9 protein-coding genes and 1 pseudogene are annotated in these 17,006 nt (G+C 71.9%); 2 read left to right on the forward strand and 8 right to left on the reverse strand.

The window, feature by feature from the left end; all coding sequences use genetic code 11:
* The first annotated feature begins 328 nt into the window (after positions 1-328).
* Entirely contained in the window at positions 329-2,713 is a 2,385-nt protein-coding gene (locus M6G65_RS24280) for a type IA DNA topoisomerase (protein WP_238199056.1), read from the forward strand.
* 114 nt (positions 2,714-2,827) lie between these two features.
* Here the strand turns inward: M6G65_RS24280 and M6G65_RS24285 are convergent, their stop codons facing one another.
* On the reverse strand, positions 2,828-3,190 hold the full coding sequence (locus tag M6G65_RS24285) for a DUF4186 domain-containing protein (RefSeq protein ID WP_192711075.1): 363 nt from the start codon (positions 3,188-3,190) through the stop codon (positions 2,828-2,830).
* Between the two features lie 67 nt (positions 3,191-3,257).
* On the opposite strand from M6G65_RS24285, the gene M6G65_RS24290 reads away from it, so the two are divergent.
* Positions 3,258-4,100, forward strand: a complete 843-nt coding sequence (locus tag M6G65_RS24290; RefSeq protein WP_238199069.1) for a DUF72 domain-containing protein — start codon at positions 3,258-3,260, stop codon at positions 4,098-4,100.
* 377 nt (positions 4,101-4,477) lie between these two features.
* Here M6G65_RS24290 and M6G65_RS24295 read toward each other — a convergent pair whose 3' ends face one another.
* The 7 genes and pseudogenes from M6G65_RS24295 to M6G65_RS24330 all read right to left on the reverse strand — a co-directional run bounded on the left by M6G65_RS24295 (position 4,478) and on the right by M6G65_RS24330 (position 16,978).
* A complete protein-coding gene (locus M6G65_RS24295; protein WP_238199055.1) occupies positions 4,478-5,065 on the reverse strand; it encodes a tetratricopeptide repeat protein in 588 nt (195 codons plus the stop codon).
* A 44-nt stretch (positions 5,066-5,109) separates the two neighbouring features.
* Complete coding sequence (locus tag M6G65_RS24300) at positions 5,110-6,888, reverse strand: hypothetical protein (RefSeq protein ID WP_238199053.1); 1,779 nt, start codon at positions 6,886-6,888, stop codon at positions 5,110-5,112.
* A 71-nt stretch (positions 6,889-6,959) separates the two neighbouring features.
* Entirely contained in the window at positions 6,960-7,970 is a 1,011-nt protein-coding gene (locus M6G65_RS24305; protein WP_250102987.1) for a hypothetical protein, read from the reverse strand.
* A gap of 44 nt (positions 7,971-8,014) precedes the next feature.
* Positions 8,015-10,630, reverse strand: a complete 2,616-nt coding sequence (locus M6G65_RS24310) for a virulence factor SrfC family protein (RefSeq protein ID WP_250102988.1) — start codon at positions 10,628-10,630, stop codon at positions 8,015-8,017.
* Between the two features lie 8 nt (positions 10,631-10,638).
* A complete protein-coding gene (locus M6G65_RS24315; RefSeq protein ID WP_250102989.1) occupies positions 10,639-13,749 on the reverse strand; it encodes a virulence factor SrfB in 3,111 nt (1,036 codons plus the stop codon).
* A gap of 65 nt (positions 13,750-13,814) precedes the next feature.
* Positions 13,815-15,188, reverse strand: coding sequence for a hypothetical protein (locus M6G65_RS24320; protein ID WP_250102990.1), 1,374 nt, complete (start codon positions 15,186-15,188; stop codon positions 13,815-13,817).
* 12 nt (positions 15,189-15,200) lie between these two features.
* A pseudogene (locus M6G65_RS24330) lies at positions 15,201-16,978 on the reverse strand (trypsin-like peptidase domain-containing protein).
* Positions 16,979-17,006: the final 28 nt, after the last annotated feature.

Consider the following 17,006-nt stretch of genomic DNA (forward strand, 5'->3'; position numbering starts at 1 on the left):
AGCGTGGGCACCGACAGCCGCACGCCAAGCCGGAGCCGACCTCCGAGATGTGGGCGAGAGTACCGTCGGCACGGACGCCGAAGACGAGGCCCTCAGAGACCGCAATGCCGCCTCGCATGTCGCTCCCCCTCGCACGGACCCATCTTCCGCTGCGTCGGCGGAAGCGTCAGACTTGCGTCACGATCTCTCATGCCGTTGGAGCGGCATCGGCTCGCGTTCGGCATGAGCGGCAGCTGTCCCATCCCTTGTGCCTGTTGCGTGCGGAGCCCGACTAGAACAAAATGCGAACCCGCTGCCAAGGGCAGCGAGCGTCTTCGCGGTCAGCGACATGTCACCTCCGAATTCCGGTCGCACGCTGTTCTTCTTCGAGAAGCCCTCGGCCATGCGTCAGCTGCAGCGCTTCTTCCGCTCGCCGACGACCGTCTGCGTGGCTGCCGAGGGGCACCTGCTGTCGGCCGAGGAGCCGGGCAGCATCCGGCCCGAGTGGAAGCCCTGGCGCTTCGAGGCCTTGCCGATCGTGCTCGATACGATCCCGGTCAGCCACGGCACGAACCGGTCCGGCCAGTCGCACGCGCCGAAGATCGCGTCGATCCGGCAGGCCCTGAGCGGCGTCGACCGGGTGATCATCGCCACCGACCCGGGGCGCGAGGGCTCCATGATCGCCTGGGAGGTGCTGGAGCACCTCGGCTGGCGCGGGCGCGTCGACCGGCTCAAGCTCGGTGCGCTCGACGATGTCTCGATCCGCCGCGCCTTCGCGGCCCTGGCCAAGGAGCCCGGTTCAGGCGAGCGCGACTACGCCGCCTACCTGGAGGCGCTCTGCAGGCAGTACGAGGATTACCACCTCGGTCTGAACGGCACACGGGCCATTTCGCTGCGGCTGCGTCCGCCGGCCTTCGGTGAGCCCTGGCGCTTCGGCGGCGTGCAGACACCCACCCTCGCCATCCTGGCCGACTTGGAGGCGCGCATCCGCTCCTTCGTGCCGCAGGATTTCTTCAAGGTCGCCCTGCACCTGGGCACCCGGTCCGGCGCCGAGCTGGTCCTGTGGCATGCGCCCAAGGAGCGGATCTTCGACCCGGCGGTCGCCGAGACGATCCGTGCCGCCGCGGCGACGTGGTCGGGTCCCCTGGCCGTCGAGCACAAGGACGTGCGGCGCGCGCCGCCGCGGCTGTTCTCGAAAGACACCTTGGCGCGGCGCTGCGCCAAGTGGTTCGGCTGGGATCCGCAGCACACGGCCGGTCTCGCCCAGGAGCTGTACGATCAGGGCTATCTCAGCTACCCGCGGACCGAGTCCGAATACCTGCCGGACGGACAGGCGGGCGATGCCGCTGCGGTCATGACGGCCGTGGTTTCCGTGCTGACCGATCTGCGCAGCGTCATACCCGGGACCGAGGCACCCTTGATCCGACGCGGGGCCAAGGGACACTACGTCAAGGACCCGGGCGAGCACCACGCCATCGTGCCCTTGCGCAAGGTTCCTGAGCGCGGCCGCCTCTCGGCCGACCAGTTCCGGCTGTGGGAACTCGTCGCGAAGGCCTATCTGGCCGCCCACCTTCCCGACGGCATCGATGCCCGAACGAGTGTCGCGGCCGAGGTCGGGACCCCTTTGGGAACGAAGCGCTTCGCCGTGTCGGGCAGCGTCATACGCGCGCCGGGTTGGCGCGCGATCTACGGCAGCGAGGCTGACCTCGAGACCGATGCCGTCCCCGGTAAGGCGAAACGCGACGCCGAGGCCACGTCCGCGCGCCTGCCGGCCGTGGACGACGGCGAGGGCGCCTCGGCCACGAAGGCAGGCGTCGCCACCGCGATGACCGAACCGCCGCGGCGGATCAGCCGCGGCGAGCTACCGGTGGTGATGGGCCGGCTGATCGACCAGGTGGATGATCCGGCGGTCAAGCGCGCGCTGGAGAATCCGGTCAACCCGAACGAACCCAAGGGCCTCGGCACCGCCGCGACCCGCGACACGATCCTGCCCAAGCTGCTGAAGAGCCGCTACGTCACGCTGTCCAGCGGCAAGGATCCAGCCATCGCGGTGACCGAGGTAGGGCTGGCCTTCATCACGGCGGTGCGGCGCGTATTCCCGGCCTACGGTGACCCGGTCGGGCGCGCCATGTTCGAGGCCGAGCTGGCGGAGATCGGTCGCGCGGCCACGCGTGCCGAGGCCGTCGATCGTGCGAACGCGTTCCGGCAGCGGACCCGCGCGCGCCTCGATGAGCTGATCGCCGCGATCGCGGACTCACCGGTGGTCAGCCTCGATCCGAGCCTGATCCCGCCCGGTCAGGCCGACAATCGGCCGCCGACCTCGGCCATGATGTCGTTCGCCGTCAGCTTGGCCGAGCGAAAAGGCGTGACGCTGCCCCGCGGCTGCAAGAGCAGCATCAGCATCTGCCGATCCTTCCTGGACACCCATGCCGGGCCACGCGTGCCCCAGACGGACAGCGCCGGCGAGCCTCGTGATCGGCGTATCCCGAGCGCCGCGATGCTCCGTTACGCGCGCAGTCTGGCAGAGCAGCGAGGCGTCCCCTGTCCGCCGGAGACAGAGACGGATTTCGACGCGTGCCGGCGCTTCCTCGACGCGCACGTCCCCCAGCCGCAGGAGCGACCCGGAGCCGGCAACCCTGGCGCGAGAAAAGGCAAAGCGCCGGTTGATCGTGGGAAGCGGCGGGGCAGAGTGGCGGGAAAGCCGAGACAGGCAGCAGCGCGACGCCAAGCCTGAAGGTGCCGGCTGCAATCGTCCAAGAGCGCAGGTCTCGATCCTGGCTCTTCAGGTGGTGCGCGGTCCTTTCACCGAGTCGCTGCGGGTCTCAGCACAGTTCGGGAACGCGTCGCGTCACGCGCCATCGACGCTCTGGGAACGCAGCCAGCGCGCGATCGCCTCGATCACGTGAGCCTGCTCGGAACCGGTCAAGGCCCGCCCCGCCGGTATGGCGTACCACTTGGCCAGACAGCCACGGCAGCACGTTGCCGTCGCATGCTGCGCCGTGAAGACCGGATGACCGCGAAAGGGCGTCTGCTTACCGTCATTCATCGGCTCGGCGGGCGCGAGGCGCCGTTTGACGAAGTCCCGAGCATGCTCGAGAACCGTCGAGAGGCCCTTGTCGCGCAGGTAGGTCCGGTCGGCGGCCGCCAGCCGGAATCGCTGACGGAATGCGGATTGTGGCAGGCGATCGAAGACCTCTTCAAGCGCGCGCATGCGTATCGACACCCGTTCAACCGCCGCGCATCTGACGGGCGCGGCTCACGAGCCTCCGCGGCAGCCGATGCGCACACCAGAGTCTATCATGATCGGCACTGCGGGCTGGAGCCTGCCGAAAGCCTACGCGCCGCACTTCCCGGGAGACGGCAGCCATCTGGAGCGGTACGCGCAGCGCCTCTCCGCCGTCGAGATCAACACGTCCTTCTACCGGCCGCATCGCGTTGCAACCTACGAAAAATGGGCTGCTGCGGTGCCGGCCGGATTCCGGTTCGCCGTGAAGGTGCCGCGGGCCATCACGCATGAGCGGCGCCTGACCGATGTGGACGAGGTCCTCGCCCGCTTCCTGGGTGAGGTGGCGGGCCTCGGGTCCAAGCTCGGGCCGCTGCTGCTTCAGCTTCCGCCAAGCCTGGCGTTCGACTGCGCGTCCGCCGCGCGATTCCTGGCGACTTTCAGGCGGTGCTTCGCGGGCGACATCGTCTGTGAACCGCGCCACGCGACTTGGTTTACCCAGGACGTCGATAAGGTCCTTTGCGACCATGCGATCGCTCGGGTCGCTGCCGATCCCGCGCCCGTCCGGGAGGCGGGCAGGCCCGGGGGTTGGCTGGATCTCGCCTATTACCGGCTCCATGGCTCCCCACGCATGTACCGTTCGGCCTATGAGCCGCCCGTTCTCACCCGGATCGCCGAGCGCCTGCACCAGAAGACAATCCAAGGACGTCGCGCGTGGTGTATCTTCGACAACACCGCGGAGTTCGCGGCCCTTGGGAATGCTCTCGAGACACTTGCGCTCTCCACACGGAGCAAGCCTCACGAGCCATCAGCCTTGAACGGGGAGAGCGGCACATCAAAGCCTGGACAGGGCTTTTCATCAATGGATGAGCGTCGTGACGACGGCAACGCTGCGTGAGCGCGAAAAGATGTCCCATCGACCATGCGACGGGGAACGCCCCGTACGGTCAACGGCGAGCCGAGCGCTACGTGGGCGCCGGCACCTCGCGACGGATCGACGGGTGGGGCGCCGTCCTACGCCGGCTCGCTCGCCAACGCGTCCAGAGCCTGGGCAAGTCCGCGGAAGGGCCGAAGACGGTTGGCGGGCACCGCGCCGTCATCCTACGCTGCGAATTGGCCGGGCCCGTTCAACGACCTTCAATGGAATGTCGCGTGGCCGCGAGCGTAGCTTTTCGTAAGCGTCTGGTTCGACTGTGCTTCAAGAAATCGGCGCTTGTCACAAGCCAAGTATCTGGCAAGAGCGCTCAAAAGCGATCACAGCGTCCGGGGCGAGGACTAATTGCATCCCATGCTGCCGCAGAGCGAATTGTTTGCGTTCAGCGATGGTGATGTGCCCGCAGTGCCGCGCAGCACGTTAAGAGCGCTCTTAGCTTCTTCGTTATCAGGCTTCAGACGAAGAACCTCTTCGTAATCTCGGATTGCCGCCTGCGTGTTTCCCAGGGTGACATAAGCCTTCGCCCTGTTCATGAGCGTGTTCGAGAAGGTCGGCCGCATCGCCAGCGCACGGTTGAAGTCCGTGATCGCCGCGATCGGGTTCTGCAGGCCCGCATAGGCGATCCCGCGATTGTGGAAGGCATAGGGGTACTGATCGTCCGCCCGGATGGCGCCGTTGCAATCCGTCAGGGCGTCCGCGAACGCGCCCCGGTCGATATTCGCCCAGCACCGTCCATCGAGGGCGATCGCGCGCTGCCGCGGCGTCCGGGCCTCGGCGAGGAGGCGGCTGCATCCGCCGACGCGCATCTCCGGGCTCCCGGACCGACAATCCTGGGCGGGATCGGCCAGAGCGGAGGAACACGGGAGCGTCATCGCCGCGATCAGGCCGGCGTGGCCCCATGCAATGAGGGCGAGCAAGGGGGCGCGCATGGTCGATCCGTCCTGCTTCCGGCTTCTCGGGCGGCTCATCGCTGTCAGCCGCAGCGATTGTTGAAGACATCGCGGCCGGGCAGCTGCATCGAGTTCATCATGCGCAGCAGTTCGGCCCGGTACAGGTCGCTGAACTCGGCGGGGAAACGCCCGCCGATATTCGTGATCGTGCTGCGGTCGTCGCGCCGGATCGCCGCGAAGTCGTAGAAGCTTCTGTCGTCGAAGCTGCCTTGGGCGACGGCCGTCCCGCGGCCTTCGAGCACGAACCCGGCGCGGACCGGCGAGGTGTTGACCTCCTGCGCGCGGCTGATCTGGCTCCGTCGCGGCCGGATCTGCTCCGTGATGAACTGTTGCGCGCTGCCGCAACGCTCGTTCGGGCTGACCTGCACGTACATCACCACCTGCTCGCCGTGCTGCCGCGAGTGCCAGATCGTCGTGTAGGTCTGCTTCTGCGGATCGTACTGGTCGTTGGCCATCGGCGAGATCTCGAGCAGGTTGGTCGAGTAGTTCAGCGTCCAGCCGGAGGCGCTTCCGACCGTGGTGCGCTGCTGCAGCTCACGCTGGCGCCGCTCCTCCTCCAGGCGGCGCTGCTCGTCCTGCTCCCGCTGACGTCGGGCGTCCGCCCATTGCCGATCCATCTCCTCCTGCCGTCTGCGCCTGTCCTCCTCTTGACGTCGGGAATCGTCCGCCTGCTGCCGTCGGGCCTCGTCCTGGCGATCCCGCGCGCGGCCGCACTCAACCGCGAAGGTGTCGACCAGGGCGCGGAAGCGACCCGCCGGGTAGGACGCGCTGTAGCTCGCGGTGGCCGTGGCATCGTCGCAGGAGGCGACCGCCCGCTGATAGGCCCGCTGCTCCCGCCCGGCCTGCAGCCGGTCCTCGAAGGGCCGTGCATAGGGATAGGTCCCCGTCATCGCCTCGCAGGCGCGGATCGCGGGATCGAGATTCGCCCCGCGCAGCGCGGCCGGCTCGGCATTCGGGTCGATCTTGTTGCACTCGGTCCACAGGCCCGCGAAGAACCCCTGCGGGATGAAGGCGAACGAGGTGGTGAGCGCGCCGCTCGCCCGGGGCTCCAGATCGCTGCCGGCGAGGCCCCGCTTCAGGGTTTCGTGCGACTGCAGGAAGGTCTCGCCCTCCTGCGCCATCGCGGCGAGCATGGGATCGCGCAGCGAGGCGCGGCCCGCGAGCGGTGCGCCCGATGCGTTGCGGCGACCGGCGCGTTCGCCGCCGATGACGCTCGCGCCCGAACTTCCCGCTGCTGCATCGAAATCGCAGTGCCCGCCCGACGCGGGTTGACACTCGTCGATCACGACGACGAGTTCGCGGGTCCGGCGTCGGGCGACGCGGCGCAGCACGTCGCTCAGCCGCACGCCCTCGCTGTCGAGCAGGCCCGGGCGCTGTCCGGCATCGGACGGGGCGTCCTGCGGCATCAGATAGATGTCGTCGGCGCCGCCGATGGTCGGCCCGAGGGCGAAGACCGCCACCTGGGCCTCCTCCGGCAGGCGGCCGACGGCCTCGCGCAATCCGCGATCCAGCTGCGGGCGGTCGGCCGGCCCGACCGTCCACACCTCGAATCCGATGTCGCGCAGGCGCTTGCGATAGGCCTCCTCGTCGGCGTTGGCCGTCGCCGCCCGGCCGCCGGAGGACGAGGCTTGCGGCACGATCAGCAGCGCGATCCGCTGTCCGGTGACGGCGCTGCTGCGCGCGGCGGCGGCCTGGACCGTCAGCCCGGGCGAGGCCGCGTGCCCGGCGGTGGCGGCGACACCGAGCGCGGTCGCGGCGGCCAGGCGCCTCCAGCGACGGTCGGTTCGGGCGGGCGGGGCCATGTCGGGAATCCTCGGCATCGGAGAGTGTGAGAGTCGCGGCCGGACGGACATCGTGGGGCGCGCCGGGGCCATCAGGGACGACAGATCGCCCGGAGGCGGTCGCTGGCGGCACTGCCCTCGCACAGCGCCCGGAGCGCCTCGGTGTGGCGGGGGGAGCGGTTGCGCCAGAGGGCGTAGTAGTAGGCTGCCCGCACGATGTCGGGCCGCGCCGCCTCGCGGTACGCCGCGTCGGCGTTGCCGGGGTCGTAGAAGCGCGCGAGCTGCCAGGCCGCGTCCGCGCTCGTGACCGGATCGGCCTCCTCGAAGGCGCGGAAGGCCGCGCTCCCCTGCCGGGAGGCGAGCGCCGTCTCGCCGAGCGCCAGGAAAGCGCCGGCCGGCGCGCGCTCGTCGACGAGGCGGGCGTAGCGCTGCCGCAGCTCGGCGGCCGTCAGGCGGGAATCCGGCTCGGGAGGAGCCGGCGGCGGGCTCGGCTCCTGGGGGGGCGCCTCGCGGCGGGCCACGAGGTCGGGCAGCCGGTCGCGGTACAGGTAGGCGCCGCCAGCGGCCAGCGCGAGGAGCATCAGCGCGACCAGAGGCCAGAGCAGCCGGCTCTTGCGCGCAGCCGGCGCGGGCGCCGGCGGAGCCGCGGGCGCGGCGTCCTGCGGCGGGGCCGGCTCCGGTTCCGGGAGCGGCACCGCCTCGGTGGCCGCGACGGACGGACCACCGATGCCGTCCCGGGTCAGCGTCGGAGCCGCTGCCGGAAGGCCGGCGAGGATGCCCCCGCCGGACGGCGCGGGCGAAATGGTCGGCCACGCGACCACGCCGAAAGAGGTGCCGTCCTGCGCGACGATCTCGATCGGGACCAGCTCCTCGATGCGGTCGGCGACGTTGGGGCCGAAGCGCGCGACGGCCCGCCCGTCCCGCTCGGTCACCGCGAGCGGCGCGAGCCACGCGACCTCCGGCTGCCAGCCCTCCGCCCCGAGATGCCGCGGCTCGGTATCCTGGCGGCGGAACGAGAGCAGCGGCGACGCCAGCGGGCGACCGAGATCGATGAAGGCGTAGCCGCCGGACTCGTCCTCGTCCTCGGTGATGCGGATCGTCATGGCGAAGGCTTCATGCGTACAGCGGAGCGAGCGGGCGGGGGCGGTCAGGCGGCGCGCGCCTGGAGACCGGCGAGGATCGCGCCGATCCGGGCGTTCTGCGCGAGGTCGATCGTGACGCCGGACGCGCTCTTGGCGTTGTCCTCGACGATCCGGTAGAAGCCGTGGAACCAGTCGGTGGCGTAGGTATGGGCGAAGGTCGCGGGGGCCTGCCCGATGCTGCGGGCGTCGTAGCTGACCGGTCGCTGGGCGAAGGCGACCCGATCCCCCGCCTCGTCCTGGATCGCGGGGCGCTCGCCGGCCGGCGGGACGAGGGTGAACCCGAGGCTGCCGGTCAGCCGGTTGAGGCGGGTCGCGGCGATCAGCGCGAGCTTGACCGTCGACTGCTCGGAGCGCTCGACGGTTGCCGTGTCCCGCAGATCGGACGCGATGCCACCCTCGATGTCGGCGCGGCGGGCCAGGATGATCAGCTCGCTGACCACGATCTCCAAGGCGGTCAGCGGCACGGCGAAGCGGCGCGCGAAGTCCTCGGTCTCGATCGTACGGCGCAAGGCCACAATCCAGGCGGCGACCACGGCCCGCGCCATCGCGCGCTCCCGGTCGTTGCCCAGGCTCGACGGCTCGGCTCGAGGCGCCGGCGCCGCGCCCGGCCGCGGGATCGCCCCGGGGCGGGCGATGCGCGGCGCCGCGACGGGGGGCGCGGCCTCGGTGGTCACGCTCTCCGCCCCGTGCAGGGCCTGCGCGAGCGCCGCGGGATCCACCATGAGCGCCCGGAGGAGCGAGCCGAACTGGCCGGCCGCCACGACCGCATCGAGCGCGTCGAAGACCTCGCCGGCCGCCTCGCGCCGTTCGGCCAGCCGCGTCTCGATGTCGAGGGCGACGTGGAAGCGGGCAAGCCGCTCCCGCATCTCGGCGCGCAGGGCCTCCAGCCGGGAGGCGATCTGCTGCGCCTTCAGCGCCGGCCGGCAGACCCGCGACAGGTTCTCGGCGAGGTAGCTCACGCCGCCGTCGTTGAGGCGGAGGGCCTCATCGAAGGCGCGGCCCGGATCCGCGAAATGCGCGGTCGCCTCCGGCAGGGCGGCGAAGCCGGCGCGCAGCTCGGCGATCCGCTCCTGCTTCTCGGGCAGGAACGCCACCTCGCGCCGTCCGTCGTAACGGATGACCGATTCCGCCGGGTAGTTCGGGTTCCGGAACCAGTAGGTGTTGCGGAACGGCGCGCCCGGAATCCATTGCCGCGGCCACGTGTGCGCCTTCCCGAAGAAGCCGAGCAGCGAGGCTTCGATCCGGTTGCGGAAGCGCAGGCCCGCATCCTGGCCGACGTCGCCGGCCTTGTCGGCGAAGTGGCTGTCGAACCACGTGAGCACGAGGAACAGCAGGTTCGGCAGCTGCGCCCGCGCCTCCGGGCTCGATCCGTGCGTGAGCGTGATCCAGCGCTCCACGAGGTCGGGCAGCGTCACGACCTCCTGGTTGGAGGGGCGGACGCACAGCATCATCGCGGTCAATTCCTGCTCGGCGACGTAGCGGTCGAACAGGTAGGCGACCTTGCCGCGCAGGAAGGTCTCCTTCAGCGCGTCCGGGTGCGCGGTCAGGAAATGGGCGAGATCGACCTTCTGACGGCTGCGGGCGCCGGGGAAGTCGAGCAGGTCCGCCTCCTGGAGAAAGGCCCGGGGCGTGTCGGCGATCTCGATGCGCAGCTCCGCGGTGATCGCCGCCACCGTGGCGCGCGCCAGCGTGACGGCCCTGCCGCCGGCCGCGTGCACCGTCAGGGTATCGTCCGAGCGAGCCGCCCCGAGACCCGCCAGGGTCGCCACATCGAGGATGCTGCCCTCGCGGGGCACCAGAGCGGCGAGCGGCGCGAAGATCTCCTCCGGATGGTCGAGGCGTTCCAGCGCCTCCGCGAGCTGGCGGTAGACGGCCGTGAAGGCCGCGTGGCCGCCCCAGAGGGGCGCGAACAAGCGGGCGCGCCCGTCGAGGTCGAGGCCTCCGGCCAAGCTGCGGGCCTCATCCCAGTAGCGGGCGAGATCGTCGAGAGGCCGCGTGCCGCGGGCCTGGTCGCGCACATAATCCTGCAGGTCGTCGATCGCGACGTCGCCGAAGCGCGACGTGCCGGGTCGGGCCTGGGCCTTCAAGCTCGCCAGCAGCGCGGCAATGGCCTCGGGGCCCGGCGGCGTCTCCTTGGTGGCGTCGCCGTCGTGCAGGAAGGTGTTGCACAGGACCTTGACGAGATCGACCTCGCTGAGGACCCGCAGGCGGACCGGCGCACCGGGCGGCGTCTGCCCGGCCGTAGCTCCTGCACCGGCCGTGAAGCGGGTGACCAGCCCCGTCGCCTCCTTCTCGCCGATCGGGTTGATCTCGGCCAGGAAATCCACCGGCTCGTGCCCGTCGAAGCGGGCCCGCAGGGCACCGTCCTCCGGACGCGCCAGGACCTCGACCAGGTAGGATTTGCCCGCCTGGCTCGGCCCGAACACGCCCGCGCACATCGGCCGGGCCGCCGCGCGGGCCAGCCGCTCGGCCCGGTTGGCCGCCTTCCGGACGTAGCGGATGAGATCCGCACGCTCGCGTCCGACCGCGCCGGCATTGGCCTCGTCGCCGAGCCACTGCTCGGCGTCCTCGGCCAGCCGGCCCGTATTCCTGCAATCCTGCGCCAGATGTTCGGTCGACATGCGTGATCTCAATTCAGGGCGAGGATGCCGGTGTCGAGCCAGTATCCCTGCTCCGAGGCCAGGGTATCGAGCACGAGCTCGATCTTGCGTCCGACGTCGAGACCGTCCGCGTCGTAGGCGTCGGTGATCTCGAACTCTTCCTTCATCGACTCCGAGCGCAGCAGGGCATCCGGCCCTTCGTCGTCGGGCCGGCCGTCGCCGCTGCGCTCCAGGGTGATCTCGAGGGGCAGCCGCAGCTGCGTCGCCTCCTGGCCGGCGCGCATCCGCAAGCGGTAGAGCGGCGTCGCGATCCAGCGCTCCACCGGCAATTGCCGGTACCCCAGGCGCATCGGCGCGTAGTACCGGAGCTTCGCGCTCATCGCCGGTCCCTGGCGCCGGGCCGAGGCCGGCGCGTCGAGATCGACTTCGCGGAAGACGAGGCCGGCGTCGCGGAGCTGGCCGCTCAGCTCAAGCTCGCCGATGTAGCGGGCCGTGGAGCGCAGCGCGAGTCGGCGGGTGAACAGGGTGAAGTTGGTGAGCTGGCCCTCCGCGAGCGCGCAGAGCATGCCGCCCACAGCCGTGGTGGTCTTGGGATCGCCGATGCGGCGGTTGTCCCGCTCCCGGAACGGGTACCACGTGCCGGCCTGATACTGGTGGAGCGGCACGATCCGGTCCGGCGAGACCGCCAGCTTGTCGGCGAGGCAGTCGGCGAAGGCCTGGAGCCGGGACGGGCGGCCCGAGAGCAGGACCACGTCGACGTCGAGGGCGTGCACGGCCTCGCACAGGTTGTCGAGGACGAGGTCGAGCGTCGCGACCACGCAGGCGCCGACCACGTCGGCCCGGCTCTCGAAGACGCAGTCGGTCAGGGCGAAGTCCGCCGCGCCGCCGGTGCGGGCCGGGATCTCGAGGAAGTCGAGCAGGCGCTGCTGCGGCAGGGCGCGCCGCAGGATCCGGCCGCCGCGTTCGGGGAAGAACTCGGCGAAGGGGCGGGCGGTGGTCTCCGCGCCCGCCTCGACGTCGCCGAGGATGCGCAGGCCGATCGGCTCCAGCACCCGCGACACGAATTGCCGGCGCAGATGCTTCTCCTGCTCGGCCATGTTGGCGCGGTCGCCGCCGAAGCGCTCCAGCAGCAGGGCGTGTGGGTCCGGATGCCCGGCCGAGCGCAGGGCCGCCTCGATCGTGGGCAGGACGAGGCGCTCGATCACCCGCTTGAGGATATCGTCGCCGGCGATCCGGAACCCCTCGCGGAAGTTCTGCACCGGTTTGATCGCCCGGTTGCCCTCCGCGTAGTAGGTCGTGATCATCAGGTCGGTGGTGCCGCCGCCGACATCGATGCTGGCGATCCGCACCGACGGCTCCGGGCGTATTTCCGGGCCGGGTGTGGTGTCGGGCTCCGCGAACGGCCGGGGGCGGCCGACGAGCCTCAGGAAGCCGTCAACGGCACCGCCGAGCTTCTGGGTGATCTCCCCGTACAGGTAGACGAACTGGACGCAGCTCGCCTCGTCCCACGCGACGTGGACCTCGGGCTGGGTCAGGCCGGGGGGCGGATTGTCGGCCCAGCCCATGAGCTGCCAGATCAGCTTCACCGCACCCTCGGCGCGGGACCGGAGCAGGCGCTGCTCTTGGACCGGCATGGCGGGCGGCAGGGTCAGGATGATTCGGCGCAGCTTGCGCGGGGCATCCTTCGTGCGCCGGCGCTCGCGCACCCCGGCATTGTTGATGGTCGACAGGGCGTGGCAGACCACCTCGGCGACCATGAAGGTGAAGTAGGACGAGCGCGAGAAGGTCAGGCGCGAGGCGCCGACGCGGTCGTCCGGCAGGACCCGAATCCCGTAGCGCTTCCGGTCGGCGTCGAGCTGCGCGATGACGTCGCCGCGGCTGTTGACGAACTGCCGGATCGTGCGGTCGATCAGCGGGCTTGTCCCGTCGGCGCCGTAGTCGCGATCGGGGAAGCGCCATTCCTGGTTCACCGGGCGGACGTCGCACAAGTAGCGCTTCGGGCTCGACAGGCCGCCCACCGCCTCGGTGCCCTGGGCGAGCTCGCGGAACCGGCTGGCCTCGGGCCCGACCCGGACGGGGCTCGGCCAGAAGAACGCCCGCGGGCGCGCCGACAGGCGCGAGAGGTGATCGCGGCCGAACCGGGCGTGCGACAGCTCGACATGGCTCTCGAACGGCTCGGTGTAGACCTGCTCGGGCTCGGACAGGTCGCGGAGCTGCAGCACGAACGAGTTGTTGAGGTCGACCCGATCCTCGTTCGGGTGGGACTCGATCAGGATCCCGCAGGTGCGGCTGTTGCCGATGTCGAGGATCAGGTCGACCGTGACCGGCCGGATCGCCGGCTCTGCCGTCACCGTATCGGTCAGCCGCAGGGTCCGGGGCCGGACCGCCATCTGCAGGTACTCGAGGAAGACCAGATAGCGCGCGTAGTGCTCGAGCGTGTTCGGGAAGTCCGTATCGCGCAGGGGGCGATCCGGCCGCTGTGCCGCCTTGAACTCGCGGAACTGCTCCAGCAGCCATGCGGGCACCCATTCCTGGAAGCCGGCCAGCCGGCGGGTCTCCTCGCCCTCCCCGGCCGCGCCCAGGAACCAGCCGATGTCGCGGAAGCGATGGGCGAAGCGGAACTCGTGCTCGTTGGCGGCATCCTCCAGGCAGGGCGCCGTGTACGGCCGGTTCGGGCGCCGCTCGAGCAGCTCGGTGTCGAAGGCGAAGATCACCCGGTGGCTGATCGGGCTGTCCGGCGCCCGGTCGGCGACCTCGACGATCCGCACGCGCGCCCAGTTGGTCGGTCCGAGGTCGAGCTCCTCGCCGCCCTCGACGCCGGCCTTGACCCGCAGCATCGGTACCGGGGTCCATTTCTCCAGGAAGACCTCGAGGGCGCCGCGCTCGCCGACCGCGTATTCCCGGTCGTCACCGCGGGCGGTCTCGACCGCGTCGGCGCCCGGGTCGTCCTCGTTCCAGGTCGGAAGCAGGCTGTAGGTCCGCCGCCCGTCCCCCTGGGGCGCGCCCGTGACCGCGCGCTCGGCGAAGCGGCGGGACAGGCGCCCGACCGTGTCGATGTGGAAGGCGTATTCCACGAACTGAACGCCGCTGTGCGGGACCAGCCGGATCGTGGGGCCGAAGGGGACGGGATCGACAAACATCGGGGAGACGGATCTCGTGGGGCGCGTGGCGGCGGATCGGGGGGCAGCTCTGGGCGTCGGGTCGGTCAGGGCACGGCCGCGCTCCCGGTCGGGGCCTGGAGGCCGCTCTGCGGCGGTGCCGCGATCGGCAGGTCGAATGACAGCACGGCTTGCGCGACCCGCTCCGCCGAGATCCGGCCGGCGCGCTGCTCGGCGATCTCGCCGTGGCGCGACAGGATGACCTGGAACGGGATCTCCGGCCGGGCCTCACCGTGACGGGCGAACAGCCCGACCTCGACGCCGTAGCGGCCCTCGGGGGCGGGGGCGTCGTCCCAGATCACGTGCTCCACCGGCCGGCTGGCGCTGCTCCCACCCTTCTCGTTCTGGTCGGCCACGAGGCGGGCGCCGCAGGAGGCCCGGTGCTCGAAGCTGATGCGCGTGCGGTCCGGACAGACGACCTGGAGGTCGAGATCGGACGCGCCTTCCCACGCGAGCGTCAGTTCGAGACCCTGCCCGCGCTCGATGCCGGCGAGACGCCGCGCGAGGTCGGGGGGGAGTACCTGCGGGGCCTCGAGCGCGGCCCGGCGCGGCGGCACCGGGCAGCTCGCGTCGCAGGTGAGCGCCTGGCGCGTGAGGGCGAGTTCGGCGGCCCGCACGGCGTCGTCCGTGGTCTGGATCGTCGCGAGGATCGCGCTGCCGTCGGGATCAAGGGCCACCGACGGCGCGGGGCAGTGATCGGGCAGCACCGCGCGCATCCAGGCGGGCCAGTCGCCGCTGCCGACGGCGCAGGCGCGCAGGAGCCGGTCCGCCAGGACGCCGCAGAGCAGCACGAAGACGAGCCAGAGGATCGGCGCGAGCCATGGCCGCCGCGCGGGCGCGAGCCGGACGCCGGGCCGCGCCGGCGCCGCTCCGGCCATGTCGGGAAGCGGCGCCGGCGGCGCCCAGAGATTGGCCGGGGCTTCCACCGCCGCGGCGCTCGCCGTGATCGCGGCGCCGCGCGCGACGGCCGGGCCGTCCGAGCCGGCGCGCCGGTAGCCCCAGGCCACCAGGACCGGCTGGCCGTCGACCGACCACAGGTGGTCGGCGTCCGGGACAACGAGCGCGTCCCGCAGCAGACGGGCGAGGTCACGCGAGGCCTCGCCCTCGCGCTCCAGGCCGTCCGCGAAGGTGGTGATCTCGGCGACCAGACGGGCCGCGGTCTCGCGCAGGGTCGTGGCGGCGGCGGGATCGAGCGCGGTCACGGGCCGCGCGTCGCCGTCGACCGCGGCGAACCACGCGAAGCCGGGACGTCCGGTGCCGGCGACCGCGACGGGGGCCGGTTCGGCGAACAGGTGCGCGTGCGCCGGGCTCAGACGGCGCGCCAGCAGGTCGACGAGCTGCTCGTATTGCTGCGCGAGCTTCGGATTGACCGGGTCGAGGCCGAGGCGCGGCGTCTCGGTAAGCTTCGTGGTCGCGGACATGATGACGGCCCCTCAGCGTGCCGGCGGCCGGGCGTCGCGCCCCGGCCGTGGGGCGGTCCGCGCGTCCGGCCGCGGAGCCGTCTGGCCGGCGGGCGCGGCCGGTGCCGGGGCGGGCGGCGTCGCGGCAGCCTCGGCCGGCTCGGCCGCGGCGGTCGCCGCCGGGCGAGGCGTCGCCTGGAGATCGCAGGGACGGTCGTCGACAGCCGCGGTCACGCCGGCGCGCGCCAGGAACGCCGCGAGACCGTCGGCGCCCAGGGCGTAGCGCGCGGTGACCGGCATGCGGTCGTCCGTGCGGCCGAAGGCGTTCACGCCGACGACGCGGCCGCAATAATCGGCGAGCGGGCCGCCGCTGTTGCCCGGCGCGATCTCGGCCCCATGCAGCACCAGCGTCACGGCGGCCTCGTCGTAGCGCTGTAGGTGGTTGACCACGCCGGTCTGGACCACCGGGACGAGGTCGCGGCTCGCCGCGGCGTCGCCGTCCCGGAGGCGCGCGAAGGTCGGGTCGGTGCCGAGATAGAGGCCCGGGAACCCGGACGCGACCACCGGCGTCAGCGGGCGGCCCGGCTTCGCGAGGGCGAGGGGCCGCCCCCTGAGCGCGGCGGGACCCGCAGCAGGGCGAAGTCGGTCAGGGTGCCCGGGGCGCCGACCTGCACCAGGGTCGCCGGAGCGACGCCGGCGTGCCGCCCGGCGATCATCAGCGTCGAGGCTCCCTCGGCGACGTGGCGATTGGTGACGACGAGATCGTCCGCGACGAAGAACCCTGACCCGGTGGCGTCGCCGGCCAGGACCAGGACCGTGCTGCGCTCCAGCCGGTCGACGAGCCCGTCGGTGGCCGGCGCGCCGGGCCGACCGGCTTCCGACGGGAGCGCCGACGGCTCGACGGCGGCGCGGGCCGCGGGGGGCGCGGCCGGATCCGCGGGCAGGCGCACGCCGGCGGGGCTCTGCGGAACGAGCCCGGGAAGTTCCGTCCGGAGGCGGGGGCAGGCGAAGCCCTCAGCCGCTGCGAGGGCGTCGCGCCGGCGGCGAAGACCGTCGAGCCAGGCCGTCTGGAAGGCCCTGGACTCAGCCGATACGGCTTGGGGCAGCGGCGGGAAGACCAGAACGCCCGGCACATAGGAGAGCGCGACCAGGGCCGCCGCAATCCCGGCGGCGACGACCGGCGCGATGCCGCCGCGCCAAGCCGGTCGCACGGGAACACCGAGCCGCGGTCCGGGAGACGCATCCTGGCCGGCCGGGGCCGCCGGCTTGAAGCGTGCGGCCCAGTCGTCACGGCCGATCGGCGGATGGGGGAGGTGATCGGGGGCGAACGCACCGAGCGTCGACACGTAGTGGCGCACGCGTCCGCGCTCGTCCGCGGCCAATCCCTGAGGGAGCAATCCCCAGTCGGCGAGGAGCGGGGCGTCCCCGACCGCCAGCACGGCGGAGGGTCCCGCGAGATTGAGGCACGCCGCCGTGAACGCGCCCGCCTCACGGTCCCGCAGCACCGGCTCCAGCGCCGCCAGCGCGGCGCCAAGGCGGTGCCTGAGCTGGACCGCGCTGTCCGGATCAAGGTCGGCCAGCGGCCGGATCGGGCCGTCGAGATTCGTGTACCAGTCCACGCGCGCCGGGGCCGCCCCGTTGCTGCGCGAGATGACCGGCTCGGCGAAGAGTTCGGCAGCGGCTTCGCCGCCGTGCTGGCGCAGGATCCGGCGCAGCCGGTCATAGGCCTCGATGACCGGCCGGTCATCGGTGCGGACAGCATCCAGTCCGGCCAGCGTCCGGCTGGCGACGAAGCGCGTGGCGCCGGTCATGGCCGCACCGCCTGCACTGCCCGCGGCC

Origin of the sequence: Methylobacterium tardum (assembly GCF_023546765.1) — a bacterium.
Lineage (GTDB): Bacteria > Pseudomonadota > Alphaproteobacteria > Rhizobiales > Beijerinckiaceae > Methylobacterium > Methylobacterium tardum.

Excerpts from the sequence above, each read along its gene's own strand:
- M6G65_RS24280 (WP_238199056.1), top strand. The coding sequence starts at position 329 with ATGTCACCTCCGAATTCCGGTCGCACGCTGTTCTTCTTCGAGAAGCCC.
- M6G65_RS24285 (WP_192711075.1), bottom strand. The coding sequence starts at position 3,190 with ATGCGCGCGCTTGAAGAGGTCTTCGATCGCCTGCCACAATCCGCATTC.
- M6G65_RS24290 (WP_238199069.1), top strand. The coding sequence starts at position 3,258 with ATGCGCACACCAGAGTCTATCATGATCGGCACTGCGGGCTGGAGCCTG.
- M6G65_RS24295 (WP_238199055.1), bottom strand. The coding sequence starts at position 5,065 with ATGCGCGCCCCCTTGCTCGCCCTCATTGCATGGGGCCACGCCGGCCTG.
- M6G65_RS24300 (WP_238199053.1), bottom strand. The coding sequence starts at position 6,888 with ATGGCCCCGCCCGCCCGAACCGACCGTCGCTGGAGGCGCCTGGCCGCC.
- M6G65_RS24305 (WP_250102987.1), bottom strand. The coding sequence starts at position 7,970 with ATGACGATCCGCATCACCGAGGACGAGGACGAGTCCGGCGGCTACGCC.
- M6G65_RS24310 (WP_250102988.1), bottom strand. The coding sequence starts at position 10,630 with ATGTCGACCGAACATCTGGCGCAGGATTGCAGGAATACGGGCCGGCTG.
- M6G65_RS24315 (WP_250102989.1), bottom strand. The coding sequence starts at position 13,749 with ATGTTTGTCGATCCCGTCCCCTTCGGCCCCACGATCCGGCTGGTCCCG.
- M6G65_RS24320 (WP_250102990.1), bottom strand. The coding sequence starts at position 15,188 with ATGTCCGCGACCACGAAGCTTACCGAGACGCCGCGCCTCGGCCTCGAC.